Origin of the sequence: Vibrio neonatus (genome assembly GCF_024346975.1) — a bacterium.
GTDB lineage: Bacteria > Pseudomonadota > Gammaproteobacteria > Enterobacterales > Vibrionaceae > Vibrio > Vibrio neonatus.
The window spans coordinates 1,825,950-1,847,024 of record NZ_AP024885.1 but is presented as its reverse complement, the minus strand read 5'-3'; the positions used below and the strand labels follow the sequence as shown (position 1 = coordinate 1,847,024).

The window sequence follows — 21,075 nt, the reverse complement described above, 5'->3', positions numbered from 1 at the left end:
CGCAAATTTACATTTCTTTTTGCGCTAAGTGTTTGTTGGCAATATAAGTCTTAGTTCTATTGTGATATTCGATGCGGTTTTTCTTTACAAAAAACCGCCTAGCTCCCGATTTGTTGAAAACTCTGCAAACTTTGATTGATCTGCATCATATAATTACAAATGTTTACAAATTTATTGAAAGTGATTATCATTCCCAGTCTGACCCCGCAAGGCGAATGCAAATCATTATGAAAAACTCTATTGTTATGCGCTTACTAGTCACTGGTTTGGCGTGCCTACTTTCTTCCCCAGCAGCTTTGGCTGATACGTTTCCTGTTACCGTCACTGATGTTGCGGGGCGAACTATCACCATCGATCATGAGCCTAACAATATTGCCATTTCAACCGGTCGAGTTTTTCCGCTATTAGACATCGTTTACCAACAAGATGCGGCTGCACATTTAGTGGCGTGGCGTGATGATATGCGTACTTCTGCGCCGAGCATGTATGCCAGTTATGTTAAAGATTACCCAAAGCTAAAAAATATAGCGCAATTAGGCAAAATTAAATCGGGTGAGTTTGATGCTGAGCGTTTCATCCAAATGAAGGACAAGCCAGATCTATTCATTGTCGATATCGTGAATGTGAAATTGGCAGAAGAAGAAGGCTTGTTTGATAAGTTAGAGAGAGCGGGCATTAAAGTGTTAGTGGTGGATTTTCGTGAAAACCCACTTAAAAATACGGTGCAGTCTGTAACGAGTGTGGCGACAGCGGTCGGGCGTCATGAACAAGGTCAGAAGTTTGCAGCTTACTATCAGAAACACTTAGATAACTTATTAGCCGGTCTTGCCAAAGTGCCTGCCAGTGAATTAAACAAGAAGGTATTTATTGAGCGCTCTGCGGGTAAACGTGAATCATGCTGCGAAACATTTTCTGCAGGTAACATGGGCGACTACGTTCCATTTTTAAAGGCGGTCAATATTGCGGATAAGCCTTTAAAAGGCGCATTTTCTGGGAACATGTCTGCGGAAAGCCTCATCATTGCTCAGCCTGATATCTATATTATGCAAACCACAGGTTGGGTGGATAAAAATGGCGATCCGAAAGCGGGGATCCCGCTTGGTTATAATCCAAATAAAGACGCCATCAAATCGGCAACGAATAAGCTATTGCAACGCACTTGGATGAGACCGACTCCTGCGTATCAGAACAAACAGGTCTACTCTATCTATATGCCGTTTTATAACTCGCCATACAATCTTGTGGCCTTAGAGTATTTCGCAAAATGGTTTTACCCAAAGCAATTTAAGGATTTAAATCCTGAGCAGACGTTTGAAGAGATGAATCAAACATTAGCTAACCGCACCGTGACTGGCATCTTCGGCCAAGATAATTTTAAGGTTATACAATAGTGAACCCACGACAGAAAACTGCGCCGCCGAGTATAGGAAGTGAGGCCGAAAGTGCCTTGGCATTTCACCGCACCCGTGAGCGTAAAAAAGTCACCATGTTGGGCGTGTTTTTTATACTCAGTATCGTTTTTCTGGTGGCCGATATATTAATTGGCTCGCAGGGCTTAACTTTATCGCAAGTACTTAATGGTATTTTTTATCCTAAGAATAGCGATTTAGCCACACAAATTATCATCTGGGATATTCGCATGCCGATGTCTCTGATGGCGCCATTTGTTGGCGCAGCACTGGCACTTGCGGGCGCACAGATGCAAACCACCTTGAACAACTCACTGGCTGACCCATATACCTTTGGTGTTTCTGCGGCAGCAGGCTTTGGCGCGGCACTGGTGATCATGAATATTGTGGCGGTGCCGTTTATTCCTGTGGAATATCAAATTGCGACGATGGCATTCATTATGTGTTTATTAACAACGCTTTTGATTGCGGGCATTTCATCAATGAAGCGTATTTCAATTGAAGGTGTGATGTTATTTGGGGTAGCCATCATGTTTGCATACGACGGTATGCTGACCATGATGCAGTACTCAGCGTCAGAGACTCAATTGCAAACGTTAGTCTTTTGGCAAATGGGCTCGTTAGATCGAGGCAGCTGGCAAAAAATCATAGTGTTAGCCGTTTTAATCCCAACGGTGCTGGTGATTATGATGAAAGATTCATGGAAGCTATCATCACTTAAAATTGGTCAAGAGCGCGCAGAGTCTATGGGTATCAATGTAAATCGCCTGCGCAACAAGACCTTGCTGTTAGTGTCATTAATTACCTCAATATCGGTGGCCTTTGTCGGTGCGGTCGGTTTTGTGGGCTTAGTCGCTCCGCATATTGCGCGAATGATTTTGGGCGAAGATCAACGCTATTTCTTGCCGGCATCCGCACTTCTTGGCGCGGTATTACTTGAAGTGGCTTCCATTGCCAGTAAATCGATTATGCCGGGGCAAATTCTTCCGTTAACGGTAATGATGTCAATCATTGGTGTTCCATTCTTTATTTACTTAATCATCAAAAAGGGCGGCAGATTTTAATGGGACTTAAAATTAGCAATATATCCGTATCTTTTGCTGGTAACACAATTTTAAATGATCTGAGTATCCCTGAAATTCATTCAGGAGAAATGGTTTCACTTATTGGTAAAAATGGGGCAGGTAAGTCAACGCTATTAAAGCAAATGACTAAGCTGATTCGCTTAAATCCCAAGTCTGTGACTCTGGATGATAAACCTTTAGTTTTGGGTGATATTGGTTATTTACCGCAAGATCATAGGATCTCGGCCAGCATCACTGTGGTAGAGCTTTTAATTACGACTATGCACGTGGGTGTCAGCTCACTTTTTACCCGAGCGCACAGCGCCGAAAAAGCCTTAGCTTTGTTAGAGAAAGTGGGCATTATTCACCTTGCCAACAAGCTGTGTACTGAGCTCTCTGGCGGTGAAAGCCAAATGGTTGGATTGGCACAAGCGGTGATCAATCAGCCGAAAGTGCTGATTCTTGATGAGCCAACCTCAGCATTAGATATGAGCAACCAGTTAAAACTGCTGGAATACGTGAGAAGCTATACAGTAGATAACAAGGCTTGCGTATTGATGGTGGTGCATGATTTAAACTTAGCCATTCAATACTCGCATAAAGTGGCGGCATTACATGATGGTCAGCTGTTTATTTATGGCGAACCGAAAAAAATCATCGACCAACAACTGATTCAAGATGTGTTTAATGTTAATTCGCAAGTTATCCAACTTGAAGATCATCCTGTCGTTGTGGTGCGTCACTAACCCCAAGCGGAAATAGTCACACATAGGCGACATTGTTTTTCTAAAACAGTCATCGCCACCCTTCAATATAGTGCTCCGCTGAGTTTCTGCCTGAAACTAGCCGGAGCAGAATCTCGCTTCCCATATCTTACATATAATCTTGGATTCGCCTTGAGGCGCATGCTTTTTAGCCTTAACCTAGGATTAACCAGTTTAGAGATAAGTTAATGCTATGTACGCTGGGATACATTCCATTGCAGTACATTTCTCTACAAATAATAAAAGGTAAGCGGGTCACTATGGGTTTAGAAAATTGTCAGTTGTTGTTGGTCGAGGATGATTTGGATCTGGCGACAGCGGTTATTGATTATTTAGAGTTGGACTCTATCTCTTGTGACTACGCAACCAATGGTTTATCTGGCCTGAATATGATCAAAGAGAATCATTATGATGCGGTCATTTTAGATCTAAACCTACCCAAAATGGATGGCCTAGAAGTATGCTCAAACCTGCGAGCACAAGGCTATGATATTCCTATTCTAATGCTCACTGCTCGCGATACTCTGGATGACAAACTGAAAGGTTTTTCCAGTGGCGCGGATGATTATCTGGTGAAGCCGTTCGCGTTAGAAGAATTAGTGGCGCGCATACAGGTGTTGTCACGTCGTCGCAGCGGGGAAGTCAATAAACTCACCGTGGACGACTTAGAGCTCGACCTTAAAGCAGAAACAGCGACTCGAGCAGGGGAGAGCTTAAAGTTATCTCCAACCGGCTTTAAAATACTGGCTGCTTTAATGCGAAATACACCAAATGTGATTAAGCGTGAAAAACTGATGCAAGTGGTATGGGGTGATGATCAGCCAGACAGCAATAGCTTAAAAGTGCATATGTTTAATCTTAGAAAAGCAGTAGATAGCCAGTCAGACAACAAACTTATTCATACCGTTATTGGGCAAGGCTTTGCGCTTCGACGAGAGAGCAACTAACGTATGAAAATTCGCGCTAGCCTAAGATTGTATGTCGTTGTTGCCATGTTTTTATCCGGCACATTGCTGGTGGCAGGCATGTCTACGGTAGCGGTAAATTATTTCTTTTATGGATTGGATACTTCATTAACCACCTTCATGCGCTCAGAAGCATTCGAATTTGATGCAGAAGATGGTAAGCCCTATCAAGTGCAAGAGATGACGATTGCAACGCGTTGGCAAGATTTACCAGAATTGATACAAAATCGCTTTAAAGACGTTCATCTAGAAAATGGGAAGTTAGCCAAGAAAATTGACGGCATCCCTATTTTGAAAGTCCCCTCTGTTCGCGACTTTTTGATGAAATTAGAGCGTGATGGCAAGCTTCGTTATATCTCTATCTCTTTTGATGATAGCGATGTGAAGCGTTCGTTAGCCGAAGAACGTCCTAAATTTCTTTATATCTTACTGTTTGCGCTAGCAGCAATTACCCTATTTGGCGTGATACTGCTTATCATGCTTAAGCAGGTGTCAGAGCCCGTTCGTCAGCTGCGTAACTGGGCAAAAAGGCTGGATAAAAAGCAGAAAAACGAACCCACGCCCAACTTTCAATACAGTGAGCTAAACGTATTAGCAGAGATCATTGAATCCAGTTTGAATTCAGTACAAGAAAGCGTCACCCGCGAAAAAGAATTTTTAGGTTATGCTAGCCATGAACTGCGCACGCCCATCGCAGTCACTCGTAGTAATGCCGAATTGCTACAAAAGATGATTGAACGAGGCATCAATACGGATAAACAGCTGCAAGTATTGGATAGGATCCGCCGTGCTTCCTTTACTATGACAGATCTAACTGAAACCTTGCTGTGGCTAAATCGTCAAGAACACAAACAGCTTGCTGAAGAATCGATTGTATTGGGTGATTTGGTGTTTCAAATTCAATCTGAGCTGCGCTATTTATTGGAAGGTAAGAGCGTTAACGTCAGTATAAGCCATGATTCTACAATGCTAAGTATACCGCCTGGCTTGGGACGAATCGTAATTACCAATATTATTCGTAATGCCTTTCAGCATACTTATGAAGGTGATGTTGTTATTGAACAAAAACAACAAAGCTTACTTATTACCAATCATAATTATTCAGATAATGATAACCAACATGACTTAGGGTTTGGCCTTGGCTTGGAATTGACTGACCGATTGATCAAACAATATGGCTGGTATTATAAAAATGAAACGCTGTCAGATGGACGACGTGTAGAAATTCATTTTAATCACCCACAAAGTACACATTTTCTAAAGTGACTCGCAGAGTTTGTAGGACAGCGCTGTGATGTTGAGTTTATCAGTGGTAGCTAGGCTCTCAAGCTCGACTAATACCGAGCGACTAATACCGCCATGCGATAAAGCGGCTGATTTTTTGTCCTTGCGACATTTCGACGACTTTGATCTCTTTGACTTTCAAGCTAGTGAGTTTTTTCTTCATGCTAGAAACGTTTTCTTTTTTAGAGATCAAAGTGCTAAACCAGCCCACTTGGTCTTTAAACAATGCGCTTTCATTGGCCATGTTTTTGATGAAGGCTTCTTCTCCGCCGGGACACCATAGCTCGGCTTTTTGTCCGCCAAAGTTAAGTCCTTTTTGCTGAGGTTTTAGTGCAGAGGCTTTGGCATTCATGCTTTGAGCGCCACGTTTCACTCGGTTTTTGGCAAGGTTGCTGGCTTTTCTTTGCGTGCCTAACTGCGCCTCTTTTAGCGACTTATGAAAGGGAGGGTTACACATTGTTAGGTGATAATACTCACCCTCTTTAATGACACCTTGGAAAATATGTTTAGCATCGGTTTGCAATCTGGGCGTGATCTTTCCTGATAAATGCGGATTCTGCGCCGCAATCTCACTGGCAACTTTAATTGATACTGGGTCGACATCACTGGCGGTAAAATGCCACTGATAATCGGTCGCGCCAATGATCGGGTAGATACAGCTAGCACCAGTGCCAATATCAAGCACCTTAATGGTTTCAGTAGTCTTTTCTAGCAGTTCGGCGAGGCGATGTACATAATCGGCGCGGCCGGGAATAGGCGGGCATAAATAGCCTTGCGGAATATCCCAAACACGCACTTGATAATGTAATGCCAATAGCGCTTTGTTGAGCATAAGCACCGAATCAGGATCGCTAAAATTAACGGTTTTCTCACCCTTTGGATTTAAAACAATTTTACTCTTTAGCGCAGGTAGTGCTTTAACTAACGCATCAATATTGTATCGACCATGATGTTTGTTTTTAGGGTGTAGCCCAGCTTTAACTGCATGCTTTGGTGGATGTGCTTTGTTTTTGTTCAAGGTGTCGATACTCAATATTAGGTGTTAGTCCAGCAGGGCATACCTTAACATAATGAGCCTATCGCATAAATGAGCGCAGATCTCTGTTTGCGTACTTGTCATACAAATTGGATTTATTCGCTAAACACTGGTATCTTCGCGCGTCTTTTGTTGGTTGTTATCTGTTAAGGTTCTATGCGCATTAATAATGTCTCTCAGGCAATTTTACTTTTGGTGTTTGCTAACTTTTTAGCCTCTTTGTCTGATGTCTCACTGAAAGTGCTCAATGGCGAAGTGCCGACGTTTCAGTACGTCTTTATTCGTCAGGTGATGAGCTTGTTGATTATTGCGCCGTTATGGTGGCGACTGCCCAAAGCAGAGCGTATGCAAGGTTGTGGTAAGATCAACTTTTGGCGCGCGCAGTTCATTTTAATTGGCAGTGGTTGCGCTATGGTAGCGATTACTCACTTAACGTTAGCTACGGCCAATGCGATGTTTTATGTCGCGCCTTTGATGATGCTGCCTTTGTCTGTGGTGTTTTTACAAGAAGTACCACCGCTGAAAAAAATCATCGCCACAGGTATTGGCTTTTTAGGCGTGCTGGTGGTGTTAAGACCAGAGCATTTTCATTGGGCGGCGATTATTGCTTTAGGCAGTGCGCTGGCAATGGCGGTGGGTAATATTTTAATTAAGCGGTTACCCAAGCAGCAGTCAGTGGTTTCGACGCTGTTTTGGACCACGGCATTAACGATACCGGGCGCTTTGTTATTGGCGTTACCGCAATGGTCTGAAATTCATATGCGTCATATCTTTTGGATCACCGCCATTAATGTGTTTGTGCTCAGCTACCATGCATTAGTGGTGATTGGTTATCGAAAAGCGCCTGCAAGCCAAATTGCATTGGCTGAATACTCAGGCTTAGTGTTTGTGACTCTGTTTGGCATTATGTGGTTTGATGAAATCCCCGATACCCTTACTGCCATTGGCATTGCAATGATTGTGGTGCCTTTAATGCCAATTCGTTGGAAAAGAAAAGCCAAACCATTGGATGTGGTTCCTGAAGCTTAGCTTGAGGCTATTGAGCGTAAAAAATAACAAGGGCCCTAATTTATAGGGCCCTAAATGTATCACTCTATCCGGTTATACTACTGAGATACGACGAATCAATCCCCAATACAAATTCTTCAATAGCAACAAGAAGCCAATCGGTATCAAAATCGTTTTTAACACGAACATGGCAATCAGCTTTAATAGGTTGACCACTAAAGATTCAGTCTTCACTTTTAGCTCATCAAATTTATGTTGTAGATCTTTTTTGGTGTCAGAGAAGCCATTGGTTACGCTGTCCCAGGTATGCTTTACGCTACCCATAAAACTGTCGTCTTGCTCTGTGGCATCAGAAGAGGTACCGCTCATTAGATCTTGATTAAACTGATGTAAATCAGTGGCGATAAAGTCCGTTTGTTGCGTGATTTGCTCGGTTTGTTCATTGAGAAACAAGGTATCGGCCATGCTGTTGAGGAGCAATGTGCCTACCAATAAAAAGCGCGTAAAACACAAAATAAAAAACGTTGGCTGGGTGTATTTGGTAAAGCGCGCCATTGGCACAACCCACAGCGTGACTAGGTAACTAATGGCACTTAGCGCAATGGTGATGTTGACGATTTTATTGGTAAATACATCCAACAAAATACGTTGCAAGCCAAGGGAGGCAAGGGCCGTGGTGAGCACACCAGAAGTTGATTGCAGTATCTCTGTGGCAGGCGAGAGAATTTCACCGACGCTTAGCGTTACCACGGGCACATTAATTTCTGTGCCTTGTAGCACTGAAATTATGGCATGGATACTACGTACCGAAGCAAAGGCAATCAGCCCTTGGTCGATAGACTCATCAAGTTTGAGCAGGGTGTAGTGATCGGCAAGATTAAAGATAGCAACCAGAGTCAGAGCCACGGCAATAATACTCAGTAAAATGCGATGTGACTTAGCAGAAATGGGCGCAGGTGGCGGTAGGCTGATAGCGTTACTCATGGATAAATCTCGTGTAAAGGCTGGGCGTACCCAGCCATTCGGGCTTTAATGGATAGGCGTTTAATAAGGTGCCGGAAACTGTTTAATGACCTGCGTAATACGGGCTAACGCTTGCTCATCAAGGGTAATATCAAACGCAGCAATGTTCTCTTTTAACTGAGACAAGTTAGTCGCGCCAATGATGCTTGAAGTCACCCCTTGCACGCTGTTACACCATGCCAGCGCTAACTGTGCAGGAGTGATATTTAAATCATGCGCAATTTGGCTATATTGCGCCACAGCTTCATGGGCAAGGTCGCTGCTTCGATAAATGCTGCTTGGGTTCATTAAGCTCCAGCGAGAGCCGTCAGGGCGAGCGCCATTGGCATATTTGCCTGATAAAAGCCCAGTAGCCAGCGGTGACCAAGGTAAATAAGCGACATCATTGTGATGACAATGCTCAATTAAATACGGCCAGTCTTTTTGGCATAGCAAGCTAAATTCATTTTGAATAGAGACCATTTTTGGCAGGCTGTGTTGTTTGGCTAGCTCCAAATAAGTGCTGATTCCCCAAGGGGTTTCATCAGACAGTCCGCAATGACGAATTTTACCTGCGCTGACACACTCTTGCAGGGCTTGTAAAATCTCTAACATCTGTGAACGCTGCGCGGTTACGTCTACTTCATCAAAGCTAAAGGTATTAGGCCACTGCTTGCCAAAGTGCGGTGAGGTGCGGTTTGGCCAGTGCAGTTGATAAAGGTCGATATAATCGGTTTGTAGGCGTTGTAGAGACTTTTCTACCGATTGAATCACCGCCTCTGCGGTGATTGGGCCGCCATCTCTCACCCAATGCATACCTGGGCCTGCCACTTTAGTGGCAATGATGGTGTTTTGGCGCTGCGCTTGATGACGTGAAATCCAGTCGCCAATAATAGTTTCTGTTTTACCGTAGGTGTCAGGGGTTGCAGGAATGGCATACATTTCTGCGGTATCGATAAAATTAATGCCTTGTTCTAGCGCATGGTTAATTTGCAGATCGGCGTCTTGTTGATTGTTCTGCACGCCCCAAGTCATGCTGCCTAAGCAGACACGTGATACTTGCAGGTCACTATGGCCAAGTTTGGCATACTCCATTTCGATCTCTCCTTATCCTGTTTATCTATTTAAGATACTCCATGAAACTCGCCGAAACCAGTAACTTGGGTTATCGTGAAGGTATGCGTTGTGCTTACCACATGGACAAAGACACTTTGGCATTACATCAGTTCAAGATCAGCACCTTTAATTTGTTCAATTATCTTAGCCCGCCAGGGGCGTATTACGATTTTGAAAACATCTACAGCATAGAGCAGTGGCAGGACAAACAGCGTTGGACGTTCGATCAAATCAAACTCAGTGATGCTGATATTATTGGCTTTCAAGAGATCTTTAGCCCTTTGCCATTACAAGAGCAATTGCTGGAGTTAGGGTACCGTCATTTCTCGGTGATCGATGAACCAACAATAGAAGATGAGTTTATCTATTCAGAGCCTGTTGTCGGCATAGCGTCACGTTACCCGATAGTGAGTGCTAACCCTGTTGTCGCCGATGCCCTTGCTAGCCAAGAGCTTGGTTTTGCATTTAGTCGCGCGCCTCTACATGCGGTCATTGAAATTCCCATGATAGGCAAAGTGGATGTGTTCGTGGTGCACTTTAAGTCTCAAAGACCCAAAGCATTGACTGTGCCCAATGAACACTTATTAGAAGTAGAGCGCTGGCGTTCAACCATGCAACGCGGGCTAGAAGCGCGTTTTTTAAGTGCGTTTATGGCAGAGCGCAAAGGTGAAATAGGTTATCCGCAGATATTGCTAGGCGATTTTAATCGAGATTTGCATAGCGCCGAGTTTTCAACTCTCACCTTGGATGAGCAACTGTTACCGAGTAGCGGTTATCTGCAAGATGCCAAAGGTTTATTAGCTACACCAATAGAGCCCATTCCCACTCACTACTATGGCGCTAAAGGCAACGTATTAGATTATGTCTTGCTATCCGAAGAGTTTGATCGCGCTAGCGCCTCTTGCTTATATGAGGTAAGTGAGTACTCAGTATCGGATAGTCATTTGATCAACCCTATCTATGCCATTGACCGAATGGCGAGCGATCATGGCGTAGTCACAGTGACCCTTACAGAACAATGTTAAGTACGCCATTGTAAATCTAATAGCGGTTTGTTTTGAGCATTGAGTAACACCGCTTGCTGTCCATCTTTGAGCAGTTGAGTGTGAGTTGGCAATAGCGCAGGACGTTTAAATTGCACTGCAATTGAGGCTGGGTTGATTTCCAGTGACACCATAGAGCGAGCTAATAAATACATCCCATGTGCGATAGGGTGTTTGAAGCCAAATGGCGCTGCGGTAATTCGATGCAAATGGATTGGATTATAGTCGCCGGATATTCTGGCATAGCCGCGTACATCCGGTTCGGAAAACGATAAGGTATCTATCATTTGATAGCTAGGGTATTGCTCTAGTATTGGCGCTGGTTTATTGGCGCGCTGCAGGTGAGTGATAGAAAAATAATGACTGTCAAAACCACATACCACCTTACCTGAGTCTAAAAATCGCACCTGTAACTCAAATTCAATGCCGCGATCTTTGTGTTCTACTTTACCAATTGCGACTGTGATGTCTAACGAAGTGCTTGGCACTATGGCATCATTTTGGAAAAAATGGATGCGGGTATGAATAAGTCCCAATATTTTTAGAGGAAAGCGTGGGTCACTTAATAAAGCCAGTTGCGCTTTTTGGCTGGCAACAAAAAGATAAGGCAGAGGGAAATGCTCTGCTGGAAAACCACAATATTGCTGATAGTGAGCAAGATGTGCCGGCTTAAAGTTAAATTCATGAAGGGTTAAATTGAGTAAAGGGATTTCGATATTGGTTTGAGATTTAAATAAAGTCTTACTGATTAGAGAAAGGGAATTGGGTAATTCCTTATATTTGATGCTTGTCCGTGACATTATTTTTTATCTCACATTGGCTAACTCGGTTAATTATGGACCAATTTGCGAATTTATCTGTTTTTTACCCATTATTTTCAATTTGTATCTAGTTGATCAGTAAAGGGTTTAAAGAATAGTTTGTTTGAGCGCAAACTTTTGTGAATATCTTATTCCATCGCAGTAATGTTAGGTTTCATATGAATATGTTGTTATCAAATGTGCCATGACCTAAATTAGTTGCACAGGTGATGGGGTTCCACCTACTTAACCGCCAAATCTTTGGCTGATGACTCCTACTAAAATCGAAAGCAGTGACGTATTTATCTTAGGATAATTGTAGCTAGTACTATTATGGTACTCGGTTTGGTAGGGTGTATCTTCAATTCTCATTCTGCCCATTCTTCACTGTTTTCCCAAGCTTAATTCATTTGTTAGAGCGGAAAACACTATGCATTACACAAACGAAATTCAATCAATGTGCCCAATTCAACGTGGCGACCTACATGCTTCTTCTCCAATCCCAGTAGAAGGCCGCATGATTAACCCTAAAGAAGTTATTGCAATTTCTGGCCTAAGCCACGGTGTGGGCGGTTGTGCTCCACAACAAGGCGCTGCAAAACTAACTTTAAACGTTAAAGAAGGCATCATTGAAGAAGTGCTAATCGAAACTATCGGTTGTTCAGGCATGACTCAATCAGCAGCTATGGCGTCTGAAATTCTTACAGGCAAAACAATTCTTGAAGCAATGAACACTGACTTAGTGTGTGATGCAATTAACGTAGCAATGCGTGAAATCTTCCTTCAGTTCACTTACGGTCGTACTCAATCTGCATTCTCTGATGGCGGTCTAGAAGTAGGTGAAGCGCTAGAAGATTTAGGTCAAACACTACGTAGCCAAGTGGGTACAAGCTACTCAACTAAAGCTAAAGGCGTTCGTTACATGGAAATCGCTGAAGGCTACGTGACTAAAATGGGTCTTGATGAAAACGATGAAGTTATCGGTTATCAATACATGAACCTAGGCAAGTTCATGAAAGCACTTGATGCTGGCGTTGATGCAGAAACTGCACTAGCTCAAGCAAGTGGTCAATACGGCCGTTTTGCAGAAGCTGTTAAAACTATCAACCCACGTCAACAGTAAGCGAAGAGGACTGAATCATGAACAACGCAACTCAAGCTCTATTAGCAGAAATGAACTTAAAATCTTTAGAAGAAGCGGCTGCTTATTGTAAAGAATTCGGCATTGATACCCGTGAACAAGTCATGGGAACTCAGCCTATCGCTTTTGAAAGTGCAGTAGACGCATACACACTAGGTACGGCTTACGCATTATTCACAGACAGCAAATCTTCTATCGAAGCGGCAAATGCTATCGGTAAAGGTCTACAAGCATCTTGTAAACCAGGTAGCGTTGCTGACCAACGTCAAGTTGGTATCGGTCACGGTGCTCTAGCGGCTCGTCTTCTTGACGAAAAAAGCACATGTTTTGCTTTCCTAGCAGGTCACGAATCATTTGCGGCAGCTGAAGGTGCAATCAAAATCGCACTTAACGTAAACAAAGCACGTACTACTCCATTAAAAGTTATTCTTAATGGTCTAGGTAAAGATGCGGCTTACCTTATCTCTCGTATCAATGGTTTCACTTACGTGAGAACTCAATTTGATTACGATACTGGCGAGCTAAAAGAAGTAGAACGTCGTCGTTTCTCTCAAGGTCCTCGTGGCGAAATCGATTGTTACGGTGCTGATGATGTACGTGAAGGTGTGGCTATCATGCGTAGCGCTGGTGTTGACGTAAGTATCACTGGTAACTCAACTAACCCTACACGTTTCCAACACCCAGTTGCTGGTATCTACAAATCAGAATGTAACCGTGAAGGTAAATCATACTTCTCTGTAGCTTCAGGTGGCGGTACTGGTCGTACTCTACACCCAGATAACGTAGCTGCAGGTCCTGCATCTTACGGTATGACAGATACTATGGGTCGTATGCACGCTGACGCTCAGTTTGCTGGTAGCTCTTCTGTACCTGCTCACGTAGCTATGATGGGCTTCATCGGCATGGGTAACAACCCAATGGTAGGTGCATCTGTAGCACTTGCTGTAGCGGTAGATGAAGCACTTAAAGCGAAACGCGCTTAAGTACTAAAATTCTGGAGGCTAGCTGCTCCATACCTCTTAATTGTGTCATGGCATTGCGGTGACACATGGCTAGCTTCCGGTCTAATGTCAATTTAGTTTATGAACTTACCTAAATTGATTATATGCCCAAATTTATAAGTGGATGTCTATCGCCAGATTGATATTTATAATAACGACTGGCTAATCACTATCCTCATACTGGGACAGTATTTAGTCAGTATTATGGATAAAAAGTGATACCGCTCATTACTTTTTACCTGTGGGCATTCAGAGCAAACTCATAGTCATGGGTTTGCTCTTTTTCTTTTCTAAAGCCTTTTTCCTTAAATTGCTATTTATGCAAGTGAACTGTAAAGTTATCCACCATTTTGGTTTTTGTGGATACGTTTATGTCGCCTTTCTTCGCCGGACTTTCGATTGGGCTTTCTCTTATTTTGGCTATTGGCGCACAAAATGCTTTTGTAATTAAGCAAGGCTTAATGCGTCAGCATGTGTTTTGGGTGTGCTTGGTCTGCGCCTGCTCTGATGCACTATTGATTTTTGCTGGTGTTGCGGGCTTTTCAGTAGTGGTGAAAGCCTACCCGCAAGTCGAAGATATTGCCCGTTATGCCGGAGCCTTGTTTTTAATCGTGTATGGGCTGAGCAGTCTATGCTCGGCGGTTCGCAATAAACACACACTTGATCCTACCGCGAAAGCGCCATCCTCGTTAACGAAAACATTGGCCGTATGTTTGGCGTTCACTTGGTTAAACCCGCATGTTTATCTTGATACCTTAGTTTTTCTAGGTTCTGTATCTACCCAATATGGCGTAGATAAATACGAATTTGGCTTCGGCGCTGTGTGCGCTTCGTTTATTTTCTTCTTTGGTTTGGGTTATGGCGCAAGATTATTAACCCCTTACTTCAAAAAAGCCCATACTTGGAAAGTACTTGAAGGTTTAGTAGGGGTGACAATGCTACTACTGGCCTTTGAATTATTGAGAAACTAATACTGAACGTGCATAACGAGTCATGCTAGCGGGTAAACCTACTTGGTGGCGGCGTTACTGTGATTGGTATAAGCACAGACCAAGGAGTGATGGTGGCAGAGCAGGAAGCGAAGTTCGTACAGGGTTCGACAATGAAGCACATACTGACCATGTCAGGTGCGGGTTCCATTGGACTCATGTCTTTATTTATTGTCGACCTGCTCGATATGATGTTTATCAGTATGCTCGGTCAGGTGGAACTGGCGGCAGCGGTGGGGTTTGCAGGGACCTTAATCTTTTTCTCAACCTCTATTTCTATTGGTACTTCAATTGCCATGGGAGCGTTAGTTTCAAAAGAACTTGGCGCAAAACAGAGGCAAGGTGCAAAGCACCTAGTGATCAATATATTGGTCACCGCTTTTCTGGTCAACGCCGTCATTACTGGCATCATGACCTATTACATTCCTGAATTGCTGACGTTAATCGGTGCTAAAGGCGCGGCCTTTGAGCACGCAAAAGATTACATGTACATTTTACTGCCGAGTACCCCCTTAGTTGCGCTAGGTATGGCAGCAGGAGCGGCGCTACGTGCCGCAGGGGATGCCAAACGTTCCATGATGGCTACCATTTGGGGCGGGGTCGTCAACGCCATTTTAGACCCTATCTTTATCTTTGTATTTATGTGGAATGTGGAAGGCGCCGCATTAGCATCGGTGATCTCCCGCGCGACCGTATTAACCTTTGCGTTGGCTCCTTTGATTCGACAACACAACCTTGTTGGACGTTTTAACTATCGCCATTGGTTAATGAGCCAACGGGCTATCTTCGCCATTGCATTACCTGCCATTTTTACCAATATCGCGACACCAGTAGGCAACGCCATTGTAACGAGCGCCATTGCACAATATGGTGAAGACTTTGTGGCTGGGTTTGCGGTAATGGGGCGATTAACGCCGGTGGTGTTCGCGGCTATTTTTGCCTTGTCAGGAGCAGTAGGCCCGATTATCGGGCAAAATTATGGAGCCGTGCGCATAGACAGAGTGAAGGAAACGCTACGCAATTCGTTGTTGGTGGTAACTGTGTACTGCTTATTAGTCAGTGTTGTGCTTTTCTTTTTGCAGTCGCAAATTGTGAATGCCTTTAACCTTACTGGCGATGCCGATCTGCTGGTTCGAACTTTTTGTACTTACATTGCGATTACCTTTTTGTTTAATGGCGCGCAATTTGTCGCAAACACCTCGTTTAATAATCTTGGTAGGCCTTTATATTCCACCGCATTAAATGTAGGTAAGGCGACGTTAGGCACTATTCCTTTTGTCTACTTGGGGTCGACGTTATTTGGCGCACTTGGGGTTTTGTATGGTCAAGCACTGGGAAATCTAGTGTTTGGCTTGATAGCGTTAGCCGCCTTACGGTTTCATTTACAACAATTAGATGCCGAAACACCTTCTGAGATAAAAGAGACCTTCGATGAGGAGCTGGAAGAAGGAGTGCATTGCGTCAACATGCAGCCATTTTGTACTCATGACGCTGTGGCAATGGAAGAGCTGGTGAAAAATGATGAGTTGCTAGCTGAGAAAAAATAACTGCTAAAAAGAAGAATGCCGATAACACTTAAGTGATATCGGCATTGTGTAGGTTTGCTAAAGTTTAACCGGCAAGAACATCGGTCGCGACCTTATAGCTAGGATCTTCCTTAACGTTGATTTCAACTAGGCTACCTGCTTTGTCTAATAGTGCGCGACAATCTTGGCTTAGATGACGAAGGTGTAAGGTTTTACCTTCGGTATTGTAGCGCTCAGCAAGGGTTTCGATGGCTTCGATGGCTGAGTGATCGGTCACGCGAGAATCCGCAAAATCGACAATCACATCATCAGGGTCATTCTTCGCATCAAATAGCTCTAGGAAGTTAGCCACTGAGCCAAAGAATACTGGACCGTGGATTTGGTAGACCTTAGAGCCTTCCTCGTTAAGCTGGCTGCTGGCGTAAATGTGCTTAGCATGTTGCCATGCAAACATCAGTGCAGAAGCAATTACACCCACCGCAACTGCAACTGCAAGGTCGGTCAGTACGGTGACTACAGTCACTAGGATAATCACAAAGAAATCTTGTTTTGGTACGCGACGAGCCAGTTTAAAGGTTGCCCATTCAAAAGTGCCAATAACCACCATGAACATGACTCCAACCAATGCGGCAAGTGGGATCATTTCGATTAGACCAGAAGTAAACAAGATGAACATCAGTAGCGCAATTGCCGCCACAATCCCAGAAAGTCGTCCACGACCACCTGAGTTTATGTTGATCATTGATTGACCAATCATGGCACAGCCGCCCATAGCGCCAAATACCGAACAGCTTAAGTTTGCAATGCCTTGACCGACACATTCACGGTTACTCTTACCGCGAGTATTGGTCATTTCATCGAGTACTGTCAAAGTCAGTAATGATTCAATCAAGCCAATAGCTGCCAAAATGATGGCGTATGGCAGGATGATTTTTAACGTCTCAAGGGTCAGCGGTACTTGTGGAATAGAGAAGGTTGGTAGCGTGCCTGCTAAGGTCGCACTTGAGTCGCCTGACATAGCACGCAAGAAATCAACTACGGTGCGAGTGTCTAATCCAAAAAAGTGAACAATAGCGGTGACAGAGACAATGGCAACCAATGAAGAGGGGATGGCCGTTGTAAATTTCGGCAGAAAATAGATGATAGCCATAGTCAGCGCAATTAGGGCAAACATTACCGCCATTTGATCGCTAGGAAGCCAAGTCATTACGCCTGCAATGTCAGGGGCTTTGAATTGTCCCAGTTGAGCAAGGAAGATAACAATCGCCAAACCGTTGACAAAACCTATCATAACCGGATGTGGTACGATGCGAATGAACTTACCCAATTTAAATACGCCGGCCAATATTTGCAGAACACCGGTTAACATAATGGTCGCAAATAGATATTGCACGCCATGCACAGCCACGAGACTGACCATAACCACAGCCATTGCGCCAGTCGCGCCAGAAATCATACCCGGGCGACCACCAAAAATAGAAGTAATTAACCCGACGATGAAAGCCGCGTAGAGGCCGACCATTGGGTCAACTCCGGCTACAAAGGCAAAAGCAACGGCTTCAGGAACCAAGGCAAGGGCTACTGTGAGTCCAGACAGAACATCATTCTTGACGCTAGTGGTTGAAAACTGAGGAGATTCAAACATATGAATTCATTTCTTCTTACAATTATTGTTTAGTCGGCGAATCCTAACGGAAACACCATTGAAGTGCAATCAACAGATAAGATGCAAGATGCATATCTTGTATTATCTAGATATAAAAAAAGAGCCAACCTAATGGCTGGCTCTCGAGTTACATTTGCTTTAACTAGAAGCTAGGCTTAGTCGTACCCGCAGAGGCTTGATGCGTTGCTGCCTGACTACCGGCAGCGCGACCTTCAAAGCGTTCACTACGGAAGTTTGCGGCGTTGACCGTAATTTCCTGTAGTTGCTGTGGACCAGGAGCACTAGTCATGCCCGATTGAGCGTGACCTTTAAAGCTTGCTTTTGGCGCTTGTGGCTCAACCGCTGCAACAGGTTCTGCTTTAGCAGGCGCTGGTTCTGCAACTGGTGCCTCAGTAACAACTGGCTCGCTAACCGCTAGCTCATTAGTAGTAGCTTCAACCGCTTTAGTTTCTGCTTCTACCTGAGGTGCGACAACGGCTTCAGCAACTTTATTAGTCACTGGCGCAGGTTGTGGCTCAACAACTTCATTCGCAACAGGTGCTACTGTAGGTGTTTCAACGTTTTGCGTTTCAACCGCTTTCACTTCAGCTTGTGGAGCTGCAACAGTTTCAGTCACTACCGCTTCTGTTTTCGCAATAGGTTGCTCTATAACAGATTGCTCAGTAACCGCTGGCGCCGCTTTCATGATGATCACTTTACCCATCGACATTTCAGGGAAAGCAACACCACTGGTGATACCTGTAGCGATAACTTCTTCAGCTACACGTGGCTTTCTCTTAGGCTTAGGTAAGTCATATTTTGGCATAACTTTACCCATTGCCATCTCAGGAGAGGCAACACCACCTTTACGTAGACGGAACGGATTAGGTCTGCGATCGCGACCGCGACGGCGACGTTGTCCACTGGCACGTAGGTGACGAGGTGAACGACGGTTACGACGTTGTTGTGGCGCTTCGTTTTGCTCAGACTTGTCTGCTTGCTCAGTTGCAGTCGTCTCGGTAGAAACCTGACCTTTCGGTTGTTGTTTCTTAGCCGGTTTTTCTGCAGCAGGCTTAGCCGCTTTAGCCACTTCAACATTTTGTTGGTTTGCTTCAGTTTGTTGGTCTTTAACGCGCACTTGTTTTTTCATCTGACGACGTTGGCGACGTTGTTTAACCTGACTAGTCTTAGTTTCTTTTTCGTTCTTAGCTGTCGCTTCAGGCTCTTTCTGAGCTTGCTCAGCGATTTTCTTGCCTTGTTCTTCAACTTTATTCGGAGTCTTTCTTTCTTTGCGAGGTTTACGCTTATTCTCTTTACGAGGCGCATCTTGCTGAGTAGACGCTGAATTAGACTTATCAGTCGCAGCTTCATCACGCTCTGTATTGTTACGATTAGAGCGGTTGTTATTTCTGCGGCGATTATCACGATTGTTGCGACGACGGTTGTCATTGCGATCGCGACGTTGTGGTTTTGGTTTTTCTTCTACTACAGGTTCTTCTTTCACTTCTTCAGAGCTAAAGAATTTACCGATAGCGGCAAAGATGCGAGAGAACAAACCTGGCGCTTTTGGCGCTGATGGAGCAGGTTTAGTTGCTTCAGCAGCAGGCGCTTTTTGTGGTTTTGGCGCTGCAGATTGCGTTGGAGAAGCAAAACCTTGTAGTACAGGTTCTTCGATGCGTTTTGGCGCAACTTCTACTTCACCCGCTTCGCGAGCTTCCGCTTCTTTCATTGCATCTAGCTTTTTAGGCAATAGGTATGAAAGTAGGCTTTGTTCTTCACCTTCACGAACGCGAACGATTTCGTAGTGAGGCGTTTCCATGTCTGAGTTAGGTACAATAAGTATCTTAACTTCTTGGCTACGCTCAATATGATTAACGCTGCGGCGTTTTTCGTTGAGTAAGTACGACGCGATAGGCACAGGCACAACAGCCAGTACTTGCGCGGTGTTGTCTTTTAACGCTTCTTCTTCGATTAGACGAAGAACAGATAGAGCTAGAGATTCGTTATCACGAACCACGCCTGTACCTGAACAGCGAGGACAAATATGGTGGCTAGCTTCAGCAAGAGACGGGCTCAAGCGTTGGCGAGACATTTCTAGAAGACCGAAGCGTGAAATGCGACCAATCTGTACGCGGGCACGGTCTAAACGAGCCGCTTCGCGTAAGCGGTTTTCAACTTCACGTTGGTGGCGAACTGGCGTCATATCGATAAAGTCGATAACCACTAGACCACCAAGGTCACGTAGACGTAGCTGACGAGCAATTTCATCGGCTGCTTCTAGGTTTGTATTCAGAGCGGTTTCTTCGATGTCACTGCCTTTGGTTGCGCGAGCAGAGTTGATATCGATAGAAGTCAGTGCTTCTGTTGGGTCAATAACGATTGAGCCACCAGAAGGTAAGCGTACTTCGCGTTGGAACGCAGAGTCGATTTGAGTTTCAATTTGGTAGTGGCTAAATAAAGGCACTTCACCTTCGTATTTTTTAACACGATTAACGAAGTCTGGGCGTACCAATTGAATGTGTGCTTGAGCACGTTCAAAAATAGTGTTGCTATCGATTAGGATCTCGCCAATATCGCGACGTAAGTAGTCACGAATAGCACGAACGATAACGTTACTTTCTTGATGGATAAGGAAAGGCGCTTGATTTGCATCAGCCGCTTCTTTTACTGCTCGCCAATGGTTAAGTAGCACATTTAAGTCCCACTCAAGTTCTTCAGCGCTTTTACCAACACCGGCTGTACGAACAATTAGACCCATGCCTTGCGGTAGCTCTAAAGTGCTTAGTGCTGCTTTAAGTTGGGTGCGTTCGTCACCTTCGATACGACGTGAAATACCGCCGGCTCTTGGGTTGTTAGGCATTAATACTAAGTAGCTACCTGCAAGAGAGATGAAAGTAGTAAGAGCTGCGCCCTTGTTACCACGTTCTTCTTTCTCAACTTGAACAATAACTTCTTGGCCTTCTTTAAGCACTTCTTTAATGCTTGGACGACCTTGGTAGGTGTAGCCTGCAGGAAAGTAATCGCGTGCTACTTCTTTAAGAGGGAGGAATCCGTGTCGTTCTGCGCCATAGTCAACAAATGCTGCTTCCAAGCTTGGCTCAATGCGAGTGATACGTCCTTTGTAGATATTCGCCTTCTTTGATTCGTGGCCAGGACTTTCGATATCTAAATCAAACAGTTGCTGTCCATCAACGAGGGCGACACGCAACTCTTCTTTTTGAGTTGCGTTAATTAACATTCTTTTCATTCGAATTCTCGTCGTTTTTCTCTGATTATTTTATT

At 44.3% G+C, this 21,075-nt stretch carries 17 protein-coding genes and 1 riboswitch; of the genes, 11 read left to right on the top strand and 6 right to left on the bottom strand.

The features are described 5' to 3' along the window. Positions 1-227: 227 nt before the first annotated feature. From OCU38_RS08520 to OCU38_RS08500, 5 genes are all read left to right on the top strand, one after another. Positions 228-1,391, top strand: a complete 1,164-nt coding sequence (locus OCU38_RS08520; protein ID WP_261822746.1) for an ABC transporter substrate-binding protein — start codon at positions 228-230, stop codon at positions 1,389-1,391. Further along, positions 1,391-2,473 carry a FecCD family ABC transporter permease gene (locus OCU38_RS08515; protein WP_261822745.1) on the top strand — a complete coding sequence of 361 codons (1,083 nt, stop codon included), beginning with the start codon at positions 1,391-1,393 and terminating at the stop codon, positions 2,471-2,473. Before OCU38_RS08520 ends, OCU38_RS08515 begins: the two co-directional genes overlap by 1 nt. After that, complete coding sequence (locus OCU38_RS08510; RefSeq protein WP_261822744.1) at positions 2,473-3,219, top strand: ABC transporter ATP-binding protein; 747 nt, start codon at positions 2,473-2,475, stop codon at positions 3,217-3,219. The genes OCU38_RS08515 and OCU38_RS08510 overlap by 1 nt, the downstream gene beginning before the upstream one ends. Before the next feature lie 278 nt (positions 3,220-3,497). Next, the gene (locus tag OCU38_RS08505) at positions 3,498-4,184 is read left to right on the top strand and encodes a response regulator transcription factor (protein ID WP_261822743.1); all 687 of its coding nucleotides are present in this window, start codon (positions 3,498-3,500) and stop codon (positions 4,182-4,184) included. Positions 4,185-4,187: 3 nt separating this feature from the next. Then, complete coding sequence (locus OCU38_RS08500) at positions 4,188-5,468, top strand: sensor histidine kinase (RefSeq protein WP_261822742.1); 1,281 nt, start codon at positions 4,188-4,190, stop codon at positions 5,466-5,468. Between the two features lie 82 nt (positions 5,469-5,550). On the opposite strand, the gene rlmF is transcribed toward OCU38_RS08500, so the two are convergent. Then, positions 5,551-6,522: a 23S rRNA (adenine(1618)-N(6))-methyltransferase RlmF gene (gene rlmF / locus OCU38_RS08495; RefSeq protein ID WP_390625259.1), complete on the bottom strand. Its 972-nt coding sequence runs from the start codon at positions 6,520-6,522 to the stop codon at positions 5,551-5,553. Between the two features lie 156 nt (positions 6,523-6,678). Between rlmF and OCU38_RS08490 the strand changes: the two genes are divergently transcribed. Then, positions 6,679-7,551 (top strand): DMT family transporter, encoded by an 873-nt coding sequence (locus OCU38_RS08490; protein ID WP_261822740.1) that lies wholly within the window; start codon positions 6,679-6,681, stop codon positions 7,549-7,551. 72 nt (positions 7,552-7,623) lie between these two features. On the opposite strand, the gene OCU38_RS08485 is transcribed toward OCU38_RS08490, so the two are convergent. Next, complete coding sequence (locus OCU38_RS08485) at positions 7,624-8,514, bottom strand: hypothetical protein (protein WP_261822739.1); 891 nt, start codon at positions 8,512-8,514, stop codon at positions 7,624-7,626. 60 nt (positions 8,515-8,574) lie between these two features. Then, positions 8,575-9,627: an aldo/keto reductase gene (locus OCU38_RS08480; RefSeq protein ID WP_261822738.1), complete on the bottom strand. Its 1,053-nt coding sequence runs from the start codon at positions 9,625-9,627 to the stop codon at positions 8,575-8,577. 41 nt (positions 9,628-9,668) lie between these two features. Between OCU38_RS08480 and OCU38_RS08475 the strand changes: the two genes are divergently transcribed. Next, a complete protein-coding gene (locus OCU38_RS08475) occupies positions 9,669-10,673 on the top strand; it encodes an endonuclease/exonuclease/phosphatase family protein (protein ID WP_261822737.1) in 1,005 nt (334 codons plus the stop codon). Here OCU38_RS08475 and OCU38_RS17070 read toward each other — a convergent pair. Further along, positions 10,670-11,491 (bottom strand): MaoC family dehydratase, encoded by an 822-nt coding sequence (locus OCU38_RS17070; protein ID WP_315972549.1) that lies wholly within the window; start codon positions 11,489-11,491, stop codon positions 10,670-10,672. The genes OCU38_RS08475 and OCU38_RS17070 overlap by 4 nt on opposite strands. Before the next feature lie 217 nt (positions 11,492-11,708). After that, a riboswitch (Fluoride riboswitch) is annotated at positions 11,709-11,776 on the top strand. Positions 11,777-11,921: 145 nt separating this feature from the next. Between OCU38_RS17070 and OCU38_RS08465 the strand changes: the two genes are divergently transcribed. The 4 genes from OCU38_RS08465 to OCU38_RS08450 all read left to right on the top strand — a co-directional run bounded on the left by OCU38_RS08465 (position 11,922) and on the right by OCU38_RS08450 (position 16,169). Next, a complete protein-coding gene (locus OCU38_RS08465; protein ID WP_021712549.1) occupies positions 11,922-12,614 on the top strand; it encodes an iron-sulfur cluster assembly scaffold protein in 693 nt (230 codons plus the stop codon). Positions 12,615-12,631: 17 nt separating this feature from the next. Continuing rightward, positions 12,632-13,615 (top strand): GGGtGRT protein, encoded by a 984-nt coding sequence (locus OCU38_RS08460; RefSeq protein ID WP_261822736.1) that lies wholly within the window; start codon positions 12,632-12,634, stop codon positions 13,613-13,615. Between the two features lie 389 nt (positions 13,616-14,004). Then, complete coding sequence (locus OCU38_RS08455; protein ID WP_261822735.1) at positions 14,005-14,604, top strand: LysE/ArgO family amino acid transporter; 600 nt, start codon at positions 14,005-14,007, stop codon at positions 14,602-14,604. 92 nt (positions 14,605-14,696) lie between these two features. Beyond that, positions 14,697-16,169, top strand: a complete 1,473-nt coding sequence (locus tag OCU38_RS08450; RefSeq protein ID WP_261824265.1) for an MATE family efflux transporter — start codon at positions 14,697-14,699, stop codon at positions 16,167-16,169. A 64-nt stretch (positions 16,170-16,233) separates the two neighbouring features. On the opposite strand, the gene OCU38_RS08445 is transcribed toward OCU38_RS08450, so the two are convergent. After that, complete coding sequence (locus OCU38_RS08445; RefSeq protein WP_261822734.1) at positions 16,234-17,793, bottom strand: SulP family inorganic anion transporter; 1,560 nt, start codon at positions 17,791-17,793, stop codon at positions 16,234-16,236. Between the two features lie 163 nt (positions 17,794-17,956). Beyond that, a complete protein-coding gene (rne, locus tag OCU38_RS08440) occupies positions 17,957-21,040 on the bottom strand; it encodes a ribonuclease E (protein WP_261822733.1) in 3,084 nt (1,027 codons plus the stop codon). Between the last annotated feature and the right edge of the window lie 35 nt (positions 21,041-21,075).

Excerpts from the sequence above, each read along its gene's own strand:
- OCU38_RS08480 (WP_261822738.1), bottom strand. The coding sequence starts at position 9,627 with ATGGAGTATGCCAAACTTGGCCATAGTGACCTGCAAGTATCACGTGTC.
- OCU38_RS17070 (WP_315972549.1), bottom strand. The coding sequence starts at position 11,491 with ATGTCACGGACAAGCATCAAATATAAGGAATTACCCAATTCCCTTTCT.
- OCU38_RS08510 (WP_261822744.1), top strand. The coding sequence starts at position 2,473 with ATGGGACTTAAAATTAGCAATATATCCGTATCTTTTGCTGGTAACACA.
- OCU38_RS08490 (WP_261822740.1), top strand. The coding sequence starts at position 6,679 with ATGCGCATTAATAATGTCTCTCAGGCAATTTTACTTTTGGTGTTTGCT.
- OCU38_RS08520 (WP_261822746.1), top strand. The coding sequence starts at position 228 with ATGAAAAACTCTATTGTTATGCGCTTACTAGTCACTGGTTTGGCGTGC.
- OCU38_RS08460 (WP_261822736.1), top strand. The coding sequence starts at position 12,632 with ATGAACAACGCAACTCAAGCTCTATTAGCAGAAATGAACTTAAAATCT.
- OCU38_RS08475 (WP_261822737.1), top strand. The coding sequence starts at position 9,669 with ATGAAACTCGCCGAAACCAGTAACTTGGGTTATCGTGAAGGTATGCGT.
- OCU38_RS08485 (WP_261822739.1), bottom strand. The coding sequence starts at position 8,514 with ATGAGTAACGCTATCAGCCTACCGCCACCTGCGCCCATTTCTGCTAAG.
- rne (WP_261822733.1), bottom strand. The coding sequence starts at position 21,040 with ATGAAAAGAATGTTAATTAACGCAACTCAAAAAGAAGAGTTGCGTGTC.
- OCU38_RS08455 (WP_261822735.1), top strand. The coding sequence starts at position 14,005 with ATGTCGCCTTTCTTCGCCGGACTTTCGATTGGGCTTTCTCTTATTTTG.
- OCU38_RS08465 (WP_021712549.1), top strand. The coding sequence starts at position 11,922 with ATGCATTACACAAACGAAATTCAATCAATGTGCCCAATTCAACGTGGC.
- OCU38_RS08500 (WP_261822742.1), top strand. The coding sequence starts at position 4,188 with ATGAAAATTCGCGCTAGCCTAAGATTGTATGTCGTTGTTGCCATGTTT.
- OCU38_RS08505 (WP_261822743.1), top strand. The coding sequence starts at position 3,498 with ATGGGTTTAGAAAATTGTCAGTTGTTGTTGGTCGAGGATGATTTGGAT.
- OCU38_RS08445 (WP_261822734.1), bottom strand. The coding sequence starts at position 17,793 with ATGTTTGAATCTCCTCAGTTTTCAACCACTAGCGTCAAGAATGATGTT.